The organism is Luteococcus sp. H91 (genome assembly GCF_038433135.1).
Taxonomy (GTDB): Bacteria; Actinomycetota; Actinomycetes; order Propionibacteriales; family Propionibacteriaceae; genus Luteococcus.
In genome coordinates this window covers 58,668-77,475 of the sequence record NZ_JBCDMV010000003.1, presented here as the reverse complement: position 1 = coordinate 77,475, position 18,808 = coordinate 58,668, and the positions used below count along the sequence as shown (strand labels likewise).

The window sequence follows — 18,808 nt, the reverse complement described above, 5'->3', positions numbered from 1 at the left end:
GGACGAACACCCCGAGAGATCCGCCGCTGCCTCAAGCGCTACCTCGCCCGAAACATCTACCGAAAACTCAACGCAGCCGCAGCCAACTGCACCCCGAGCCCTGCTTGACAGACATAGGAGATTCAACAGCCTGATCGAACTCCACCGCCGCATCGCCAGAGGCTTCCGCAACCGCGACAACTACCGCCTCCGCTGCCTACTCATCGCCGGCGGACTGGACACATGACACCCACCTCAGGTCCGAAGAGCCCATCAACCATTGTGGGGCACCATGCACGCTCGCATCCAGCGGATCAGGCTGCGCTCAGGCCAACTTCACCCAGCTATTCGACCCCTTAGCAGAGGAAATCCAGCAAGTCCCTCCCGCTTTAGCTGTCATGTCCGTGTATCTAACCCCTGCCGCACCAGCGACTACTGTTCCTGTTGGAGCACCCGAGCCCACAGGATCACCAAGGACGCTGTCAATCATTCGGTAGTTGATTGAGATTCGCCCGGTTATTGCATTTACACCCTCCCAGACTAGACGCCCAATTCTTTGTCCTTCGGCACCTCGAATCGACACGGCATCACTGCCATAAAACCTATTAGAGACTACATTCAACACCGCCGCCTCAGCACAGATGAGTCCGTAGAACCCCTTCCCAGGGAGCTCGACAGTGTTACTCTCCACCGCGACCCGCGCGCGCTCAAGCCCTCTGATTAGATGGATGGCATGACCGCCCGACACGACTATGTGATTTCCACGAATTACGACATTCCTCAGAAAATCTCCGCGAATACCCGAAGCGGGGGCTTTAACTGTCCCTCCGGAAACTACATTGTCCTGGATTAGGATATCTTCAGCATAGACAACCCGGACCCCTGTCCCGCAGTCGGTCAACACATTCCCAGTCAAAACCACCTTCCCCGCCGGGGATTCCTTCGAGCCGATGACACTAATACCATTTTGCATACTTCCCGGCTCACCCCCAGGAGAGTCCACGATGTTGTTAGTAATCACCGCCCGAGGACGGGGCGCTTTCGCATGGTATGATGGCGCATATCCAATTGCCCCCTCGGAGGCTACGTTCTGCGAAGAAGTAATCCCGTTCCTGATGACATTGCCAACGCATACAAAGTCCTCTACCGACTTAGCGTACATAGCAGTCAAAGAACATTTCTCAAAGTAGTTGCTAGTCCATCTAGCGCCCACAACGAACGGGTAGGCATGCAGCGCAGATATCACATTTCCCGCACAATTCTGCCCGTACCCAAAGAACTCGTTGCCAGTGGCCTCCCACACAACCCTGCATCCGGACTCAGCCGCCCCTACAGCAACAAACACTCCCCCGGGATTAGCTCCAGGAAGATCCGGGTCCCCAGTAAAGACAGCCCGATTAAAGTTATATCGCAGCGAAGCCAGTGCATTCTTCTGCCCGCTGACGACATGGATTATCGACGTGCTATGCGAAGGTGTGCCGTCATGCTGAGCCTGCTCCGTTATTAAGCAGTCAACCATCTCGCACTGGCCACCGAATTCACGTAGATAGACTGCCGCCTTTACTGTATTTCGGAAATGCACTCCACGGATCTCTAGGTGCTGCCCAGCGCGCAAAACGGCAGCGATAACAACGGGACGGCCAGGCTGTCTAGGCCCATTCCCGTCGACCGTTCCTCCTTGGATGCGAAAACTCCCAGACGCCACTTGAAACATCGCACCAGTCTTGGACTCGGCACGATGCAGCAGAACCGTGCTCGGTGCCAACAGAATTGAACAGTTTCGAGCTACTCGAACACCATCCAGTACAAATACTCCACCCGGGATAACCACAGTGCTTCCAGAGGCCGCAGCCAGGGCGGCTTCGACTGCTTTGGTATCATCCGTGCTGCCGTCTCCGCGAGCTCCAAAATCCAAAACGTTGTACTGACTTACGGGCTCGGCAGAAATTTGCCGTTCGTCGGCACGTAGGGCAGCCAGTCCACCCACGGTACCAAGGATTCCAAGTCCGACGATGCTTCTACGATGAGCACGGTAGCGCACCGTTGTGGGTGATTCCGCCTCGACTCCGCCTGAATGAACCCGATTATCCACGGGCTGCTCGTCAGGCTGGTCAGCAGAACTCACCGAAGGCTCGCTTTCGGTCGCACTGTCGACTCCGGCCGAACAAGGCCCTCAGCATGACGCATCCGCACACCCATCCACCACAGGACGCCGTATGCCACCGCTCCCGCGTTCAAGAGGTACTCAGGTCCACCGACTGCCCACATCCCAGCGACAGCCGCAAATCCTGTAGTCGCGACTGCCTCAAGGCCATTGGCTGGACGACTACTCGCTTGGGCAGAAGAGATCTTGTGCCAGGCGATTGCCAGAACAACGGGAAAGACAAGCAATCCAAACCAACTGAAATTGTAGTATACCGATCCCCACATTGAAATGGGAGCAGTACCACGATTAGTGCCGTATAGATAGGCGAAGACATCAGACGCGAGGGAGGATCCTGGGTTGCTGGGTAGGATTCCCGAGATCGCTTGGACCCACTCCCGCCCCCACTGAGTCGGATTCATACTGATGTACTGATATGCCATAGCTCCTGACCACTGGTTGTCATACATGAATCGCTTGCCGAGCTCTTTAAAGAGAACCCCTGCCTGTCCGAAGAGAGAAGTTGCTGAGGACAACGCGGCAGAGCTGCGGCCAAGCAAGAACGTAGACACGAGCATAAGGGGCACTACCAGCCCAAGGAACCTAGGTGCTCGTGACCGAAATCTATTCGGACTAAGTCGGTAGAGGAACAAGAGCACCGCAAGCGAAAACAGCATGAATGCGCCTCTTTGCCCCGTCCCAAGAAGTGCCAGGATACACACGCCAACTAGAATGACCGAAGTGAGGCGCGCACCGCGCTGTCTGGTCTCGATCACTCCGTGAATCCAAACAAGAGCGAGAGAGGGCAGGATAATGTTCTTAAACTGGTTAACATAACCCGGAAATAGGTAGCGGTTTGAGGAATAAGACTCAAGTCTCAGGTTGGTGTAGTCTTCCGAGACCCCCGTGAACATCCCCTTAATCCCGAGAGCCAAGACGTTATAACCCACCGTATAGTAATAGGCGACCGTAATAAAGAGAGAAAGCAGGAACAACGACAGAAGGAGTGGGTGGTGTTGCAACGGAATCGGTTGCACGGTAGTCGAATTCCCGATTACCCCGTGGCTAGCACCCTTTTTGTCGTGGCTAGCACCCTTTTTTTCATCTGCTAAGCAGAGCAAGGTACCCGTAACCAAATAGATGCAAGTCGGTACCGCAACTACAGTTGCGTACCCTGGCGTATGGTTGGCTGGATCCCGCAAAAGCCACAGAGTGCCGACCGCCATGATCCAATTGGAGAAGACAAATACCCCATCTACATTGAATAGACCACGCCGACTACCGACTATCATGTAGTGAGTCATGGTCAATGCTGTTATTACAGCAATAAGCAGAATCAAGCCCATTTCAACACCGATTCTCCTGGGCCCGAAAGGCTGAGTTCAACTTTGCGGTGACCGGGCGTGAAAATTTAACAGTTGTCATCACTAGCTCTCACATCGGGGGATGGGCGCCCGGGGGTGAGCGACCATGTGGACTCCTGCCGGGCCTCGACCTCGGGTAGTCGTGAGAGTCATCCTATACGGGTCGGTGATGGGTTCCGGCGGACTGCGAGACAGTTGCTTGGACATGCTGTCGGACTGCCCTCCATGAGAGCAACCAAGAAGCCAGATATGTGCCAGCCGTTGCCGCTCCCAGGGCCCACACTGTGCGCTCAGCGGAGTAGCCGGCCAGATGACACCCATAGACAGATCCCGCGCAGACCGCCAACCGCGCCACGTCCCATAGGGCTTGCACTTTGACCCGCCCCAACGCGATGAGCGTCTGTGACAGTGGCGCCGCGACCATCTGAGCGGCCAGACCCATGGCGAGAGCACGCGCGTACACGCCGCTCACACGCCACTCCGACCCCAGCACCAGCCCGAACCCCCAAGGCCCCAGAACCACGATGAGGCCCCCCAGGCAGACGGAAGCGATCAGCAGTGTGCTAGAGGCACGCCGAAACATCCTTTGCAGATCGCCGCTGCCTTGACGACGCGCAGTTCCAAATTCGCCCAAGAAAACTTGACTGACGGCGAGGCCGATCAAACCCACGGGGAGTGCGAGTATTCGTTGGGTCATGCCCAGCCAACCACTGACAGCATGCCCGTAGAACATAGAAGTGAGAAGCACAGGTGCCTGCAGCCCCAGCGCATTCACTAATCCCGAGGGCGCCATCATGAGCGGGTAGGTCTTGAAGTGGTTCAAGAGAACCGAGCGTTCCCCAGACACCCCGGTCCAGTGGAGGTCTCGCAGGGAGTGGGCCAGGCTCACAACTCCAAGCAACTGGCCGCCTGCCATGCCAACAGCGAGACCCGGCGCCCCCCAGCTGACTGCCCCAGCCAAGAGTTGCAGGAGTGCGACTGCCCCGCCCTGCATGAGGTTCCGACGCCCAATAGCTGTATAGCGGCGTTCTCGAATGGCAACTTGATTTAGCACCGTATAGATCGCTGTGGCACCTGCGATGAGGGGGATGAAGACCACAACCCAAGGGTCAGGGATGTTCAACCATCGACCGAGAGAATTTCTCAGGAGCCAGCACAAGATCATGCCTACAGCAGACAGGAGGATTGCAGCTTCAATCCCGATCCTGGCCAACTTCAGCGCCTTCAGATCTTGGTCAACGGCGGGTATAGCCAAGTCGAGCCTGAGCGCCATGAGGGCAACAACCGGCAGCGAAGCTGCGCTGACGACAGCAAAAGGACCATACTGATCCGCTGTGAACAGGCGACTGATGAGCGGCGCCGTCGCCAGACCGATTAGTTGAGCTCCGGCAGTTCCGCCTAGGATAGTAGCTATTCCGCGTCGAGCTGTTGCCATCTCTTCCGTCCAGTCGATAGGCGATCGCGCCTGACCATAGCCTCGCTCCTCAATGACAGCCGAGTTCGACCGTAGTCGGCAGCAGCCAATTAGAACACCCTCTTGTCAGGGCCTTAACAATTCGTGGCGAGAGAGCCGTTCACAGCGACGCTGTAGCTCAACAGCGCCTCAGCCACTGCTTGAGCAGCCCGTCCGGTTCCGTAAGGCGTGCCCCGCTCGGCCAATGGACGCTCCCTAACGGCCACCTCGCCCACCTTGGTCAGGTCCGGATCCAGAATGTTCCAGCCATCTTTCAGAGTCTCGACCCATTCAGTCTCGGTGCGCAGCGTGGTACACGGGGCGCCCAGCAGGTAGGCTTCCTTTTGAAGACCACCGGAGTCAGTGACCACACCCACCGAGTGCACCACGGCATTGACCATGTCCGGGTAGGCCAGTGGATCAACAGCGACCAGGTTGCCAGCCTCGATGTCCAGACCGAATTCAGCGGCCTTGGCGCGCAGGCGAGGGTGTACGGGCAGGATTGTCTTGACAGGCAGTGCCGCCAACGTTCCCAAGATGGTCTTCAGCCGAGCCGGATCGTCGGTGTTGTCGGCGCGATGGATCGTGGCCAAGATGAACTGATCACCTTCCTTGATGCCATGGATGGTCACCGGGCGGTCCTTGACCGCGTCACGCACCTGGAAACAAACGTCCACCATCACGTCGCCCACCAAGACCGCACGATCCTTGAGGCCCTCATCGGTGAGGTGCTGCATCGCAACCTCGGTCGGCGCAAGGCAGAGGTCAGCAGCATGGTCTGTCATGACCCGGTTGTGTTCCTCAGGCATGCGGCGGTTGAAGGATCGAAGACCGGCTTCCAGATGGGCAGTGGGGATGTGCATCTTCACTGCTGCCAGCGTTCCAGCGATCGTTGAGTTGGTGTCGCCGTAGACGAGCACCCAGTCGGGCTTCAACTCTTCGAAGGCGGCGTCCATCTGGGCAAGCATGGATCCGGTCTGCTCGCCATGACTGCCCGAGCCAACACCTAGGTGCACGTCGGGATCCGGGATTCCAAGCTCAATGAAGAAGCTGTCCGACATGTTCACGTCGTAGTGCTGGCCGGTATGAACGATCTTGTGGTCAATGCCAGCGGCACTCAGCGCCTTGGCGACGGGGGCCAGCTTCACGAACTGGGGACGGGCACCGACGATGCTGACGACACGCATGCAGACTCCTACAACCTTGCGAGACTTGACCTTCCGCCATGATCGACGGCCTGCCCCAGCACTGGATTCAGCTGGCCGAAGACAGAGTACTTCAGGCCTCTATGTACCGGCACATGATCCAAATTGATACGACCAACATGGGCCACCCGTCACAGCCGGGCGCAGTACGGCAGACTATGGCATATGAGTCGCATCATAGGGTCAGACGCCGCACTGGCCGCGTCCGCAGCACTTGCCGTCGCCATGTCTGGATTGGCACTGTCCGGCTACTCCCCCCGCTCCTTCGCCAACGTCGAGCTGTCTTCGGGCGCCTCCTCCACCGCCAGCGCGTCCGGCAGCACATCGGCCAGTCCGTCCCCCGCGGCCAAGTCTGACGGCAAGATGACCCCGCTGGTGGCCAACAAGGCGGCCAACCTGGGCGTGCTGGGTGACAGTGCCAGCGACAGCACCAGCGAGTGGGTCAATGAGATGGGGTCCTTTTTCGGGCTGAAGCGCAGCACCGACGTGCGGCGCATCTTCCAGGCCGAGGCCACCGGCTACAACGATCCGATGCACTACGGCTCCGCAGACCCGGCGCTGGCGATCTGGAATGCCTCGTCCGAGTTCAAGCGGGATGCCACCCCGCGGATGATGCAGGCCATCTTCCCAGCCAGCCCAGACATGGTGCTGATCAGCCAGGGCCGGGATCTGGAGGCCGATGAGGTTCCGGAGCGGCTCACCGCGCTCACCGCTGCGCTCAAGACGGCTCACCCCAAAGCCACGCTGGTGGTCGTGCTGCAACCGGTGGGCTCCGAGGATCCCAAGAAGGCATCGCTGGAGGCCGTGCGCACGTGGGCCGGCCAACAGGGGCTTCCCACCGTCGATGTTGCCAAGGCCTTCGCCGCTTCCGGTAAGGGAGAGGGCCTGCAGGACCAAGAGGGCAATGTGACCGCCGAGGGTCAGATCAGCTGGGCCCGGATCGTGTACAGGGCCATCTCTGCCTGATTTTCCCCAAACGCTGCCCGCCTCAATGGTCAGGCTGCCGCCTGCTTGGCGCGTCTCAGCACGACGACAGCCACGTCATCGGCAACGCCGTTGAGGTTGACGTGCGTTCCGTCGGGGCGCAGCTCAGGTGCCGTGCCGTCAGGGGTCCTTGGGCGCACGTCATTGCACAGCCACCGGTCTACCCCGGTGGTGGCCGGATTGCTATCGGGGCACAGCTGATCCTCGACTGTGATGGTGCGTAGTTTCGAGTTTCGCTGAGCCTCCTGACTGACAATGGCATTCCACCGTTCGCGCCATTCACCGTGGTCGATCATTCGTCGATGCATGGGATGGCAGGAAGTCTCGGTACACGCCTTGCGGATGCCGAGCCCGGGCCGCTCCGTGAGCACCACCACCACCGTCGCGCCGCGGGCGGTGAGGCGATCCAGCGAGGCCCGCAGATCCTCGCGTTGCGCGTCCCAGAACTCGTCATCTTCCGGGGTCAACAGCACCCCGTCGCGGTAGCGGTCGGCGATCTCGTACCTGGACCACCAGATCACCAGCCCCGGGTTGGTCTCCTTGATCCGTTGCTGCTGTTTTGGGCCGGCCCCGACGCACTTGCCACCCAACACATCCGTCGGTGACGACTTGATGGCCACCCCCAGTGGAGAACAGCCCCGCATCGTCGCGTTGACGATGGTGAGGCCCTGGGCCTGCCCGGCACGATCAAGCGCAGGCAGCAGGTGGTACGGCACCGAATCCCCCACCATCATCACCGTCTGCGGATCCTGCTCAGCCGTCGAGCGGAGCGCCGCGGCCAGCGGGCTCACCACGGAGCCACCCAGCGGTGCCGATGCCAACAGGACAGCCAACATAGCTGCGAGCGCGGTGAGCAGTGTCCGACGGCTCCCCCGCCATCCGCGGACCCTGCCAGCCAGGATTCGGGCCTCCATCAGGTGATAGCTGAGCGACGCCGTCACGATCGTTCCGACGATGGCAATCAGGGCCCGCACGGGGCTGAAGGTCCGGGTGCAGTCCAGCATCAGCGCCCACGGCCAGTGCCACAGATAGATGCCGTAGGAGATCCGCCCCAGATAGGCCAGTGGACGCCAGGCCAGGATCCGGCCAGGCAGGAAGCCGGGAACCCACACCAGCGCCAGGATGACGGCGCCGATGGCTCCACAGAAGAGCACCGCACCGCCGTTGTAGTAGTAGCTGCGGGAGCGTCCCATCAGCAGGAAGAGCCCGGCCGCACCAACCACTCCCAGCCACCCCAACCAACGGGCGGCGCGCACCAACAACCGGTGAGCCAGTGGTTGCGACAGCAAGAGGGCCAGCAGGGCACCCAACAGGGGCTCGAAGGCCTTGGCATCGGTGCCCATGTACGGACGGTCCGGCCGCTCCGGGTGTCGCACCTGCCACTGCATGACTGCAAAGGAGGCACAAATCAACACCAGGCACACGGCCATTGCCACGGGCAGCAGCCGTTCCCGACGCACACCCAGCAGCCGGCCCGCCGCAACGACGCCCAGCAGGACCAGTGGCCAGAGCAGGTAGAACTGCTCCTCCAATGACAGCGACCACATGTGATGCAAGGGTGAGGCCATGGGCTCGGTGGCGAAGTACAGCCCGGCGTCGATGAAGTGCCAGTTGGCGTAGTAGAGCGTGGTCGCCACCAGGTCACCGCCCAGATCCGGACGGCGGAAGGGTCTGGCGAAGAACCACGCGTAGACGGTCACACAGGCCAGCAGGAGGAGTGCGGCTGGTAGCAGTCGTTGGGCCCGCCGAGCCCAGAAGCGCAGCAGGGAGATCCGACCGCTGGCGATGATCTCGCCCGCGAGCTTGGAGGTGATCAGGTAGCCCGAGAGCACGAAGAAAATGTCAACGCCCAAGTAGCCGGCCGCCATCCCCGGAAAGGCCAGATGGAAGAAGACCACGGCAAAGACCGAGACCGTCCGCAGCCCGTCGAGGGCCCGGATGCGCGCGAGCTGTCCCGCGGCTGGACCGGGGCGGGTGTTCTGCGGGGAGGTCGGCTGCGTGCTCATGCCTGCTCTCATATGCGTTGGGACCGATACCGGACGCCCCCACGGCCGGTCTCCCATGATGGTGCCAGATCACCTCCTCCTGCTGAACCTGACGTGCCCTGACGAGACTGTGGCAACCGGCCTTCGTCGTCCCTCCACGCCCTAGACTGGGCCTATGTCGACCGTCTCCCCGAATGCCCCCCGTCGCAGCGCCCCCAAGCGACGCGGTCTGAAGATCTTCCTGGGCAGTCTCGCGGCCGTTGTGGCCCTGGTACTGCTCGCCGTCGGTGGCTACGCCTGGCACCTGCGCAGCACCGTGAACAAGAACGTGCAGCACCAGTCGCTCCTGCCTGCCGGAGAGGTGCAGAACCTGATCGTGCCCCAGGATGCGCAGGGCAACCTGATCAGCCCCAAGAACACCGTGCTGCAGGATGACCAGGGCCAGCCGATCGACGCCAGCACCATGCACATCGACGCCGAGGGGCGCGTCGCCGACGACGAGAACCGCCCGATGTTGGTGCTGGGCAACAGCGCCCTGCCCAAGCTGTCCGAGGATCAGCAGGGTGAGTACTTGATGGGCGTCAAGTCCAACGCCTTCGCCCAGCCCACCCGATCGAGCAAGGCCGGCAATTCGCTGAACTTCTTGGTGATCGGCGCCGACAAGGCCAGCGGCGGTGCCAGCCGCTCCGACGTGATCGTCGTCGCCCACGTCTCCGGGGATCGCAAGCGCGTCGACCTGATCCACGTCCCCCGCGACCTCTACGTCCCCATCCCCGGCCAGGGCAAGAACAAGATCAACGCCTCCTACGCCTTCGGCGGCTCTCAGCTGTTGGTGCAGACCATCCAGCCGCTGATCGGCGTCCCGATCGACCACGTCGCCAAGATCGACTTCGACGGTTTCAAGAACATGACCGACGCCCTCGGCGGGGTCACCCTCAGCACCGACGAGGGCACCAAGACCATGAACGGCGACGAGGCGCTCGCGTGGGTGCGCGAGCGCAAGAGCCTCAGCCAGGGCGACATCAGCCGTGGTCAGCGCCAGATGCAGTTCATCCGCGCCGTGCTGATGAAGGGATTGTCCCAGGACGTGCTCACCAACCCCAGCGAACTCTCCCGTTTCTTGGATGCCGGCACCAAGAACATGGTGGTCGACGACGCCCTGACCACCGGAAAGATGCAGAAGATCGCCGTCAGCCTGCGCAACCTGCGCGGCAGCGGCATCAAGATGCAGACTGCCCCGTGGGAGTCCGCGGGCCCCGGCCCGCACGGCATGTCCATCGTGACCATGAGCGAGCCCCAGATGAAGGTGCTGGCGGAACACCTCTCCAATGACACGATGAGCAGCTACGTGGACGACGTCTCCCCGAAGTCGGGCTTCGGCCGCTGAGCCAGCCTCCGGCAGCGGCCCGTCGAGCACGATCCAGCACGACGAGCCTTCCCGATGGCGCCAGAGCATGACGTCGCGTCATATGTGGTGAGCGAAAATGGCCCCAAACGCGCGAGCACGTTGACAATTGCGATGAACTGCCCACCGTAGCCCCACGTTGGTCTATTGTGCGACTAGAACTCGTCGCGTACTTAGAGATGACTTGTCCGGAGCCCGCCATGCACCCCAGGCCAGCGAGGGATCCCTCCACCGAGGGCAATCTGTTTGCCGAGCGCTTGACCCAGGCGCTGGGGAAACGCAACCTGCCACTCTCCCGGGTTCAGGCTCGGCTGGTTGCGATGGATCAGAAGGTCTCCGTGGCGTCGCTAAGCTACTGGGCCAATGGCCGTTCGCTGCCCACCAGGGCGCGCTCCTATGGCGTCGTCCAGGCCTTGGAGATCGTGTTGGGCCTGGAACCGGGCGACCTCACCGGAGCGATCGACACCGGCCCACAGAACTACCCGCTGGCCACCATCCTCCACCGCGACGAGCTGCTGGCCGAATCCGTGCGCCAGCACAACCTGCCCAGCACCCAGCTGTGGAACCACGACGCGATCTCCCACATGGTGCTGATAGACCGCGACAGTTGCGAACGAGCAATGACCACCAAGCTTGCCCTGCGGGCAGTCACTCCCGGGGCGCAGAACTGGGCGATCGTGGTGGAGCGGATCGGCAAGCAGGACATTGAGGCACACGGCGACCACATCGCTCCCCTGCGTCGCCAGATCCGGATTGCGCCAGACCTGACCATTCTGGAATTCGGTCTGGACAACCCCCTGGAGCGGGGCCAGACGGTGGTGACCGAGCACCAGATCAACTTCCCCGCGGGCAACACCCCATCCAAGGACTCCGGCTACGCGCTGCGCGCCACGGCCAAACTGCTGTCGCTGACCGTGGAGTTCCTGGACGAGCTGCCCCGCCAGATCTACCGCACCTTCCAGAGCCCCGGCGACGACGCCCCCGTCCGGATTGACCAGCCACTGCTGATCCGCGAAGGCACGGTGCACTACGCGTTGACGGATGCCCTGCCCGGGATGCATGCCATCGCCTGGGAGTGGTGACTCAGGCGCCGGCCCAGTAGGCCTCCAGCGCGCGCTTCAGGTACCACGGGTCCTCCACGCCACACAGTTCGCGCGCCGAGTGCATGCTCAGCAGCGGGATGCCGACGTCGACGGTCAGGATGCCCAGCCGGGTGGCGGTCAGCGGGCCGATCGTCGAGCCGCACGGCACCGCGTTGTTGCCGACGAAGGCCTGGGTGGGCACGTCGGCCTGCTCACAGGCCCGCTTCCACAGCGCTCCCCCGACGCCGTCGGTGGCGTAGCGCTGGTTGCCGTTGATCTTGAGCAGCGGGCCAGCGTTGAGCTGCGGATGGTTGTTCGGGTCGTGCATGTGCACGTAGTTGGGGTGCACGGCGTGGCCGGCGTCGGCGCTGATGCACGACGAGCGGGCCAGCATCGCGCGATAGTCGGCGCCCTCCATGCCCAGGCCGGCCGCCAGCCGCACCAGGACATCCTCCAGGAAGGGGCCGCAGGCACCAGATCGGGTGGAGCTGCCCACCTCTTCGTGGTCGAAGGCGGCCAGCACGACGACGTCGTCGCCGGGAGCCACATCCAACAGTGCCTGCAGGCTGGCGTAGACGCTGGAGAGGTTGTCCATCCGGGACGAGGCGAAGAACTCCTCGTCGGGGCCGAAGACCGCAGGCGCCTCGGTGGGGAAGGCGAGGATGTCATGGTGGGCCAGCTCGCTGACGTCGATCCGCGCCACCCGGCAGAGGTACTCCTCAATGTCCAGGCTCGGATCCAGCGAGTAGAAGGGCATCAGGTGCTGCTGCCGATCCAGGTGCAGGTTGTCGTTGACGGTGCGATCCAGGTGCGGCGCCAGCTGCGGGATCCGGGCGATCGGGCCGGTCTTGACCAGCGTCGAGGTGCCGTCGATGGTGACCAGACGGCCGGCCAGCCCCAGCTCCCGATCAAGCCAGGAATTGTTCAGCCCGCCGCCGTAGACCTCCATCCCGCACTGCTGCCAGCCCGCGGAATTGCTGGTGGGGTTGGGCTTCAGCTTGAAACTGGGCGAATCGGTGTGCGAGCCGACGATCCGGAAACCGGAGCGCTCGTTCATCCCCTCGGGAACCAGCCAGGCGATCAGTGCGCCGTCGCGGATGGTGAACTGCGCATTGCCGACGTTGTCCCACGGGTTGCGCTCGTCCAGTTCAGTGAAGCCGGCGCCGCGCAGCTGCTCGGCCATGACGGCCACCGCGTGGTAGCTGGTGGGCGAGGCGCTGATGAAGTCGGCGAAGGTTCCAATGAAGTCCAGAGCGGCGTCGGTAGGCATGGGGCCAGTATCTCAGGGGTCTGGAAGACCGCCCGATAGCGGGGGCGCGGGCCTGCCTCGCAAGAAATGTCAGAGGCGTCGTGCAGAGTGGGAGCCATGAACACCACCGCCGTCATCATGCTGCTCGCCGGGCTGGCCCTGGGCCTGCTGGTGGGTGCCCTCGCCGCCCTCCAGGTGGCCCGCGCCCGCCAGTCCGCGTTGGAGTCTGCCGGGCAGGCTGCCCTGGCCGAGGCCCGCACCGAGGCCGCCGCCGCCCGCGCCGAGGTTGCCAATGTACGCGCCGACGCTGCCAAGGCGTGGAACCAGATGTCGGAGGTGCGGGCAGACCTGGAACGCGCCAAGGCGGAGACGGAACGGGCCCGCACCGAGGCGGCCTTGGTCCGGGCCGAGGTGAGCGACGCCGAGACCCAGGTAGCCCAGGCCAACGCGCTCACCGCGCAGGCGTTGAGCGAGAAGGCCGACGTGCAGGCCCGGCTGACCGGCATGACGGCCGAGCGGGATGCGGCAGTCCGACGGGCGGAGGAACTGGCGGCCGACCGGGAGTCGATCGAGAACCGGTTCAAGGTGCTCTCCAACGAGACTCTGGAGAAGCAGGGCAAGCAGGCCGAGGCCGTCGCCGATGCCCGCTTCAAGGCGACGGCGGAGCTGATGACCCCCGTCGCGGAGAGCCTGAAGCTGATGAACGACCGGATCAACCAGGTGGAGCGGGAACGGGCCAGCGCCACCGCGGAGATGCGCGAGCAGATCAAGAGCGTGCTGGTCACCAGCGAGAACCTGCGTCGGGAGACGAATTCACTGGTCAGTGCCCTGCGCAAGCCACAGGTACGCGGCACCTGGGGCGAGACCCAGCTGAAGCGGGTCGCGGAGCTGGCCGGCATGGTGGAGCGCTGCGACTTTGACCTGCAGACTTCCACCAGCACCGAGGACGGGGTGCTGCGCCCGGACATGAAGGTCAACCTCGCCGACGGCAAGGTGCTGTTCGTCGACTCCAAGGTGCCGCTGAGTGCCTTCCTTGATGCCTACGAGGCCCCCGACGACTCGCTGCGCGACACCCACCTGCTGACCTTCGCCCGGCACGTCCGCAACCACATTGACCAGCTCAGCAACAAGCAGTACTGGAAGCTGGAGAAGAACACCCCCGAGTTCACCATTCTGTTCATGCCCAGTGAGGCCTTCCTGCAGGCCGCGCACGAGCAGATGCCCGACCTGCACGAGTACGCGGCGCGCAAGAACATCACCCTGGCGACGCCGAGCATCCTGATCCCGCTGCTGCGGGCTGTGGCACACGGCTGGCAGCAGGCGGCGCTGGCGGAGAGCGCCGCCCAAGTGGCGGAACTGGCTCGCGAGCTGTACGACCGACTGGGCACCATGGGCAAGCACTTCGACTCGGTGGGCCGCGGGCTGACCCAAGCGGTGAAGGCCTACAACTCGACGCTGGGTTCGCTGGAGAGCCGGGTGATGGTGACCGCCCGCAAGTTCAACGATCTGGAGGTCACCCATGCCGAGCTACCCCCGGGCAAGCCGGTCAAGGAGACCCCCCGCCAGCTCACCGCCACCGAGCTGACCCGGGCGATCGAGGAGGACGACGACACCCTGGAGTTGGAGTCAGCGTCGGACGAGGCACCCAACTCAACCACGATCCCCGACCTTGTCGAGGGGCCCCAACCCGAGCGCAACCAGGCCTCGGCCGCCGTGGCGGATTCCCTGCCCGAACGCGACGAGCTGATCCGCCAGCAGCCCAGCCTGGATGACCTGATGGACTCCCAGCCCCGGGTCTCGTCGCTGGACCAGCGTCGCCGCAGCTCCTGAGACCGCAATAATGGGCCGGTGACTTCCCTTGCCGAGCTCTCCGCCCTCGTCGACGACGCCGCCACCCGCCTGTACGGGGTGGCCAGTCGCACCCCGCTGCAGCGCAACGACCGGCTCAGTGAGGCGACCGGCGCCGAGGTCTGGCTCAAGCGGGAAGACCTGCAGCCGGTGCGCTCCTACAAGCTGCGCGGCGCCTACAACCTGATCAGCACCCTCTCCGAGGCCGAACGCAAGGCCGGCGTGGTGTGCGCCTCGGCCGGCAACCACGGCCAGGGCGTCGCCTGGAGCTGCGCCAAGCTGGGCATCCGCGGCAAGATCTTCGTCCCGTCCACCACCCCGCGGCAGAAGCGTGACCGGATGACCGCGCTGGGCGGCGAATGGGTGGAGCTGGTGGTCACCGGCGACACCTACGACGAGGCCGCGGCCGCCGCCCGCGAGACCGTTGAGGCCACGGGCGCCACCATGGTGCCCGCCTTCAACGATCCGCGCACCGCCGCCGGTCAGGGCACGGTGGCCCGGGAGATCGTCGAGCAACTGGGCCACACCCCCGATGTGCTGCTGGCGCCGGTCGGCGGCGGCGGCATGCTGGCCGGCTGCACTGCCTGGTTGAGCAACCGCCCCGGCACCCGGATCGTCGGCGTCGAGCCCGCCGGGGCCGCCTGCATGGCGGCCGCCGTCGCCGCCGGGGAACCGGTGGAGCTGCCCAGCATCGACACCTTCGTCGACGGCGCCGCGGTGCGCAAGGCCGGCGACTTCACCTACCCCTTGGTCCGCGACGCCGGGCTGGAGCTGGTCACCGTGCCCGAGGGCGAGATCTGCACCGAGATGCTGGCCATGTACCAGACCGACGGCATCATCGCCGAGCCCGCCGGAGCACTCGCCGCCTCCGCACTCCGTTCGGCCACCGGCACCCCCGCTGTGACCGTCGCCCCTGGTCAGAGCGTCGTCGCCATCGTCAGCGGCGGAAACAACGATGTCTCCCGCTATGCGGAGATCGTGGAGCGCTCGCTGATCCAGGAGGGCCGAAAGCACTACCTGCTGGTCAACTTCCCGCAGGAGCCGGGCGCGCTGCGCCGCTTCCTGGACGAGGTGCTGGGCAGCGACGACGACATCACCTACTTCGAGTACGTCAAGCGCTCCAACCGGGAGATCGGCCCGGCCCTGGTGGGGATCGAGCTGGGTGATCCCAGCACCTACCAGGCGCTGCTGCAGCGAATGGAGGCCTCCGGGATCAAGGCCGAGGTGGTCTCCCCCGATTCCCCCTTCTACCGCTTCCTGATCTGAGACCGCCACCTCGCCGGCGCCACCGCCGTGGTGCCCCAGCAGGATCAGCCCTGCGAGGGTTGCGCATCACCGCCGCCGAAGACAGCAGACCGCCCCGGCCGAGCGTGGCCGGGGCGGTCTTGGATTCTTGTTGCGCAACCCTCGCAGGGTTGGGTCAGCGAGCGGCGGGCACCGTCGCGCCCTCCCCCTGGCGGATCTGCTCCGCCAGGGCCTCGTGCTCCTCGAAGGGCAGCTCCTCGTGGACGATGTCCGGGTTCTCGTCCTGCGTGGCAACCAGTTCGTGTGCCTCCTGTTCGGAGGCGACCGACGGCATCGATCCGGGCAGCGGCTTGCGGGCGCTCTCCTTCATGCACAGCAGGGCAATGCCGCCCAGCACGGCGAAGAACATGGTGTAGAAGGCGGGGGCAATGGTGATCCCGGTGGACTTCACCAGCAGCTCACCAAACATCGGGGCGGTGCCGCCGAAGAGCGAGGCGGAGAGGTTGTAGGCGATCGCCATCGCGCCATAACGCGACGCCGTCGGGAAGAGCGCCGGCAGCGCCGAGGCGGAGATGCTGATGTAGAACAGCACGCTGAAGGCCAGCATCAGCATGGCGACGAAGACCAGCCGTCGGTTGGCCATCATCAGGTATGCGGGGATGGTCAGCACCAGCGTCGAGGTGATCGCGATGGCGTACACCGGCTTGCGGCCGATCCGGTCGGAGAGTTTGCCGACGAAGGGCACCCCTGCGGACAGCACCAGCAGCGCGGGGATGGTGGCCAGCGCGGCCTGCGTCGCGGAGTAGCCGTGGTTGGTCTCCAGATAGGACGGCATGTACGAGGTCAGCGAGTAGCCGGCGGTGTTGGTGGCGCCCACCAGCGCCATCGCGATCAGGATGGGGCGCCAGTGGTGGCGGATGATCCCCAGCACGCCCAGCGCGGCGCTGTCCGGGGTGGATTCGGCGGCGGCTTCCATCGCCTGGTTCTGCTCGAAGGCGGGCGACTCCTCGATCTGCAGGCGGAACCACAGCGAGATCAGACCCAGGGGCAGCGCCATCAGGAAGGGGATTCGCCAGCCCCACGCCAGCATGGTCTGGTCGCCCAGCAGCAGCTGGCAGGCGACGACGGTGGCGGCACCGAAGGCGAAACCCAGGTAGGAGCCGACGTCGAGAATGCTGGCCAGGTAGCCGCGCTCCTTGTCGGGGGCGTATTCAGCGACGAAGGTGGTGGCGCCGGCGTACTCGCCACCGGTGGAGAAGCCCTGCACCATCCGGCACAGCAGCAGACCCGCCAGGGCCCAGTTGCCGATCGTCGCGCTGGTGGGCAACAGGCCGATCGCGGCGGTGGCCACCGACATCATGATCATGGTCAGCGCCAGCACCTTCTGCCGGCCGATCCGGTCGCCCAGCGGGCCAAGCACCAGGCCGCCGATGGGTCGGACCACGAAGCTCACGGCAAAACCGGCCAGCACCACGGCCATCCGCCACTGCTCCGGTACGTCGGGCACGAAGAGCACCGCCATGGTTGCGGTGAGGTAGCCATAGATGCCGAAGTCGTACCATTCCATGCCATTGCCCACCAGGGCTCCGGCGATGGCCTTGCGCATCGGTTGGCGCTCGACGACGGTGACGTGATCGACGGTGAGTCGCCGCTCGCGCTTCCCGCGACGGCCGGGGATGATGCGGTGAGACCGCTCCATGCGATTGCCCTCCAAGGGTTGTCAGACTGGACTGTCCAGCCCACAAACCTGCAGAACAATTCCACAGTGGTTGGTCAGATCACACCTTTTCGGGTGGCATTAAGCGTTGCGTGAACAGCTTTGGCCGATGCCTCACCGGCTCAACAATTCATCGGCGCTCAGTGCCGTGCGGCGTTCTTCGGCAGATCCTTGCGCAGTTCCGGGGGCAGGGCGAACGTCAGGGACTCCTCGATCAGCCGCTCCTCGACGGCCTTCGGGAATCCCTTGCTCTCCAGGTACTCCAGCACGCCGTCGACCAGCACCTCGGGCACCGACGCGCCACTGGTGACGCCGACGCTGTTGACGCCCTCCAGCCAGGCCTCGTCGATCTCCGAGGCATTGTCCACCCGGTAGGCGGCCTTGGCACCGCCGTCGAGGGCGACCTCCACCAGCCGCACGGAGTTGGACGAGTTGGAGGATCCCACCACGATCACCAGATCCGAATGGCTGGCGATCTGCTTCACGGCCAGCTGGCGGTTCTGGGTGGCGTAGCAGATGTCGTCGCTGGGCGGGCTCTGCAGCTGCGGGTACTTCTCCTTGAGCCGGTCGACCGTCTCCATGGTCTCGTCGACGCTCAGGGTGGTCTGGCTGAGCCACACCACCGGGGAATCCGTCGGCAGATCCAGCTTCTCGACGTCGTCGGGGTGCTGCACCAGCGTCATGTGCTCGGGCGCCTCGCCCATGGTGCCCTCCACCTCCTCGTGCCCGGCGTGGCCGATCAGCACGATGGGGAGCTCCTGCTTGGCGAAGCGCTTGGCCTCGTGGTGCACCTTGGTGACCAGCGGGCAGGTGGCGTCGATGGTCTTCAGGCCACGCTCGGAGGCCTCGGCGTGCACCATCGGGCTGACCCCGTGCGCGCTGAAGACGACGGTGGCACCCTCCGGAACCTCGGACAGCTCCTCGACGAAGATGGCGCCGCGCTGTTCCAGGGTCTCCACCACGTGCTTGTTGTGCACGATCTGCTTGCGCACATAGACCGGGGCGCCGTAGGTGTCCAGCGCCTTCTCGACGGTGATCACGGCACGGTCAACACCCGCGCAGTAGCCACGGGGAGCTGCGACGACGACATGCTTGGCGGTTTCGCTCATGCACCCCAGTCTATGGGCAGCTCCACACGACCCACCTCGC

At 64.0% G+C, this 18,808-nt stretch carries 12 protein-coding genes and 1 pseudogene; 5 read left to right on the top strand and 8 right to left on the bottom strand.

All coding sequences use genetic code 11. From position 1 onward, the window contains the following. Window positions 1-304 precede the first annotated feature (304 nt). The 4 genes and pseudogenes from AAEX57_RS03125 to wecB all read right to left on the bottom strand — a co-directional run bounded on the left by AAEX57_RS03125 (window position 305) and on the right by wecB (window position 6,126). Window positions 305-1,324: a right-handed parallel beta-helix repeat-containing protein gene (locus tag AAEX57_RS03125; RefSeq protein ID WP_342097746.1), complete on the bottom strand. Its 1,020-nt coding sequence runs from the start codon at window positions 1,322-1,324 to the stop codon at window positions 305-307. Between the two features lie 465 nt (window positions 1,325-1,789). After that, window positions 1,790-1,966: pseudogene (locus AAEX57_RS16200) on the bottom strand (glycosyl hydrolase family 28-related protein); the annotation flags it as partial. Window positions 1,967-2,100: 134 nt separating this feature from the next. Beyond that, window positions 2,101-3,348: an O-antigen polymerase gene (locus AAEX57_RS16195; RefSeq protein ID WP_446721061.1), complete on the bottom strand. Its 1,248-nt coding sequence runs from the start codon at window positions 3,346-3,348 to the stop codon at window positions 2,101-2,103. Between the two features lie 1,686 nt (window positions 3,349-5,034). Then, window positions 5,035-6,126, bottom strand: a complete 1,092-nt coding sequence (gene wecB / locus AAEX57_RS03120; RefSeq protein WP_342090808.1) for a non-hydrolyzing UDP-N-acetylglucosamine 2-epimerase — start codon at window positions 6,124-6,126, stop codon at window positions 5,035-5,037. Between the two features lie 183 nt (window positions 6,127-6,309). Between wecB and AAEX57_RS03115 the strand changes: the two genes are divergently transcribed. Next, window positions 6,310-7,110, top strand: a complete 801-nt coding sequence (locus tag AAEX57_RS03115; RefSeq protein WP_342090807.1) for an SGNH/GDSL hydrolase family protein — start codon at window positions 6,310-6,312, stop codon at window positions 7,108-7,110. A gap of 29 nt (window positions 7,111-7,139) precedes the next feature. Here AAEX57_RS03115 and AAEX57_RS03110 read toward each other — a convergent pair whose 3' ends face one another. Beyond that, complete coding sequence (locus AAEX57_RS03110; RefSeq protein ID WP_342090806.1) at window positions 7,140-9,134, bottom strand: acyltransferase family protein; 1,995 nt, start codon at window positions 9,132-9,134, stop codon at window positions 7,140-7,142. Window positions 9,135-9,288: 154 nt separating this feature from the next. Between AAEX57_RS03110 and AAEX57_RS03105 the strand changes: the two genes are divergently transcribed. Then, window positions 9,289-10,500: an LCP family protein gene (locus tag AAEX57_RS03105; RefSeq protein WP_342090805.1), complete on the top strand. Its 1,212-nt coding sequence runs from the start codon at window positions 9,289-9,291 to the stop codon at window positions 10,498-10,500. 218 nt (window positions 10,501-10,718) lie between these two features. Beyond that, window positions 10,719-11,600 carry a hypothetical protein gene (locus AAEX57_RS03100; RefSeq protein ID WP_342090804.1) on the top strand — a complete coding sequence of 294 codons (882 nt, stop codon included), beginning with the start codon at window positions 10,719-10,721 and terminating at the stop codon, window positions 11,598-11,600. 1 nt (window position 11,601) lies between these two features. On the opposite strand, the gene AAEX57_RS03095 is transcribed toward AAEX57_RS03100, so the two are convergent. After that, window positions 11,602-12,870, bottom strand: coding sequence for a M18 family aminopeptidase (locus tag AAEX57_RS03095; RefSeq protein ID WP_342090803.1), 1,269 nt, complete (start codon window positions 12,868-12,870; stop codon window positions 11,602-11,604). Between the two features lie 96 nt (window positions 12,871-12,966). On the opposite strand from AAEX57_RS03095, the gene rmuC reads away from it, so the two are divergent. Further along, complete coding sequence (gene rmuC, locus AAEX57_RS03090) at window positions 12,967-14,679, top strand: DNA recombination protein RmuC (RefSeq protein ID WP_342090802.1); 1,713 nt, start codon at window positions 12,967-12,969, stop codon at window positions 14,677-14,679. 18 nt (window positions 14,680-14,697) lie between these two features. Beyond that, window positions 14,698-15,963 carry a threonine ammonia-lyase IlvA gene (gene ilvA, locus AAEX57_RS03085; protein WP_342090801.1) on the top strand — a complete coding sequence of 422 codons (1,266 nt, stop codon included), beginning with the start codon at window positions 14,698-14,700 and terminating at the stop codon, window positions 15,961-15,963. 154 nt (window positions 15,964-16,117) lie between these two features. On the opposite strand, the gene AAEX57_RS03080 is transcribed toward ilvA, so the two are convergent. Further along, complete coding sequence (locus AAEX57_RS03080; RefSeq protein ID WP_342090800.1) at window positions 16,118-17,641, bottom strand: MFS transporter; 1,524 nt, start codon at window positions 17,639-17,641, stop codon at window positions 16,118-16,120. A 158-nt stretch (window positions 17,642-17,799) separates the two neighbouring features. Then, window positions 17,800-18,768: a 4-hydroxy-3-methylbut-2-enyl diphosphate reductase gene (locus tag AAEX57_RS03075; RefSeq protein ID WP_342090799.1), complete on the bottom strand. Its 969-nt coding sequence runs from the start codon at window positions 18,766-18,768 to the stop codon at window positions 17,800-17,802. Between the last annotated feature and the right edge of the window lie 40 nt (window positions 18,769-18,808).

Bases quoted from the DNA above. Each gene is read 5' to 3' on its own strand.
- AAEX57_RS16195 (WP_446721061.1), bottom strand. From the start codon at position 3,348: ATGGCGGTCGGCACTCTGTGGCTTTTGCGGGATCCAGCCAACCATACG.
- wecB (WP_342090808.1), bottom strand. From the start codon at position 6,126: ATGCGTGTCGTCAGCATCGTCGGTGCCCGTCCCCAGTTCGTGAAGCTG.
- AAEX57_RS03115 (WP_342090807.1), top strand. From the start codon at position 6,310: ATGAGTCGCATCATAGGGTCAGACGCCGCACTGGCCGCGTCCGCAGCA.
- AAEX57_RS03110 (WP_342090806.1), bottom strand. From the start codon at position 9,134: ATGAGCACGCAGCCGACCTCCCCGCAGAACACCCGCCCCGGTCCAGCC.
- AAEX57_RS03105 (WP_342090805.1), top strand. From the start codon at position 9,289: ATGTCGACCGTCTCCCCGAATGCCCCCCGTCGCAGCGCCCCCAAGCGA.
- AAEX57_RS03100 (WP_342090804.1), top strand. From the start codon at position 10,719: ATGCACCCCAGGCCAGCGAGGGATCCCTCCACCGAGGGCAATCTGTTT.
- AAEX57_RS03095 (WP_342090803.1), bottom strand. From the start codon at position 12,870: ATGCCTACCGACGCCGCTCTGGACTTCATTGGAACCTTCGCCGACTTC.
- rmuC (WP_342090802.1), top strand. From the start codon at position 12,967: ATGAACACCACCGCCGTCATCATGCTGCTCGCCGGGCTGGCCCTGGGC.
- AAEX57_RS03080 (WP_342090800.1), bottom strand. From the start codon at position 17,641: ATGGAGCGGTCTCACCGCATCATCCCCGGCCGTCGCGGGAAGCGCGAG.
- AAEX57_RS03075 (WP_342090799.1), bottom strand. From the start codon at position 18,768: ATGAGCGAAACCGCCAAGCATGTCGTCGTCGCAGCTCCCCGTGGCTAC.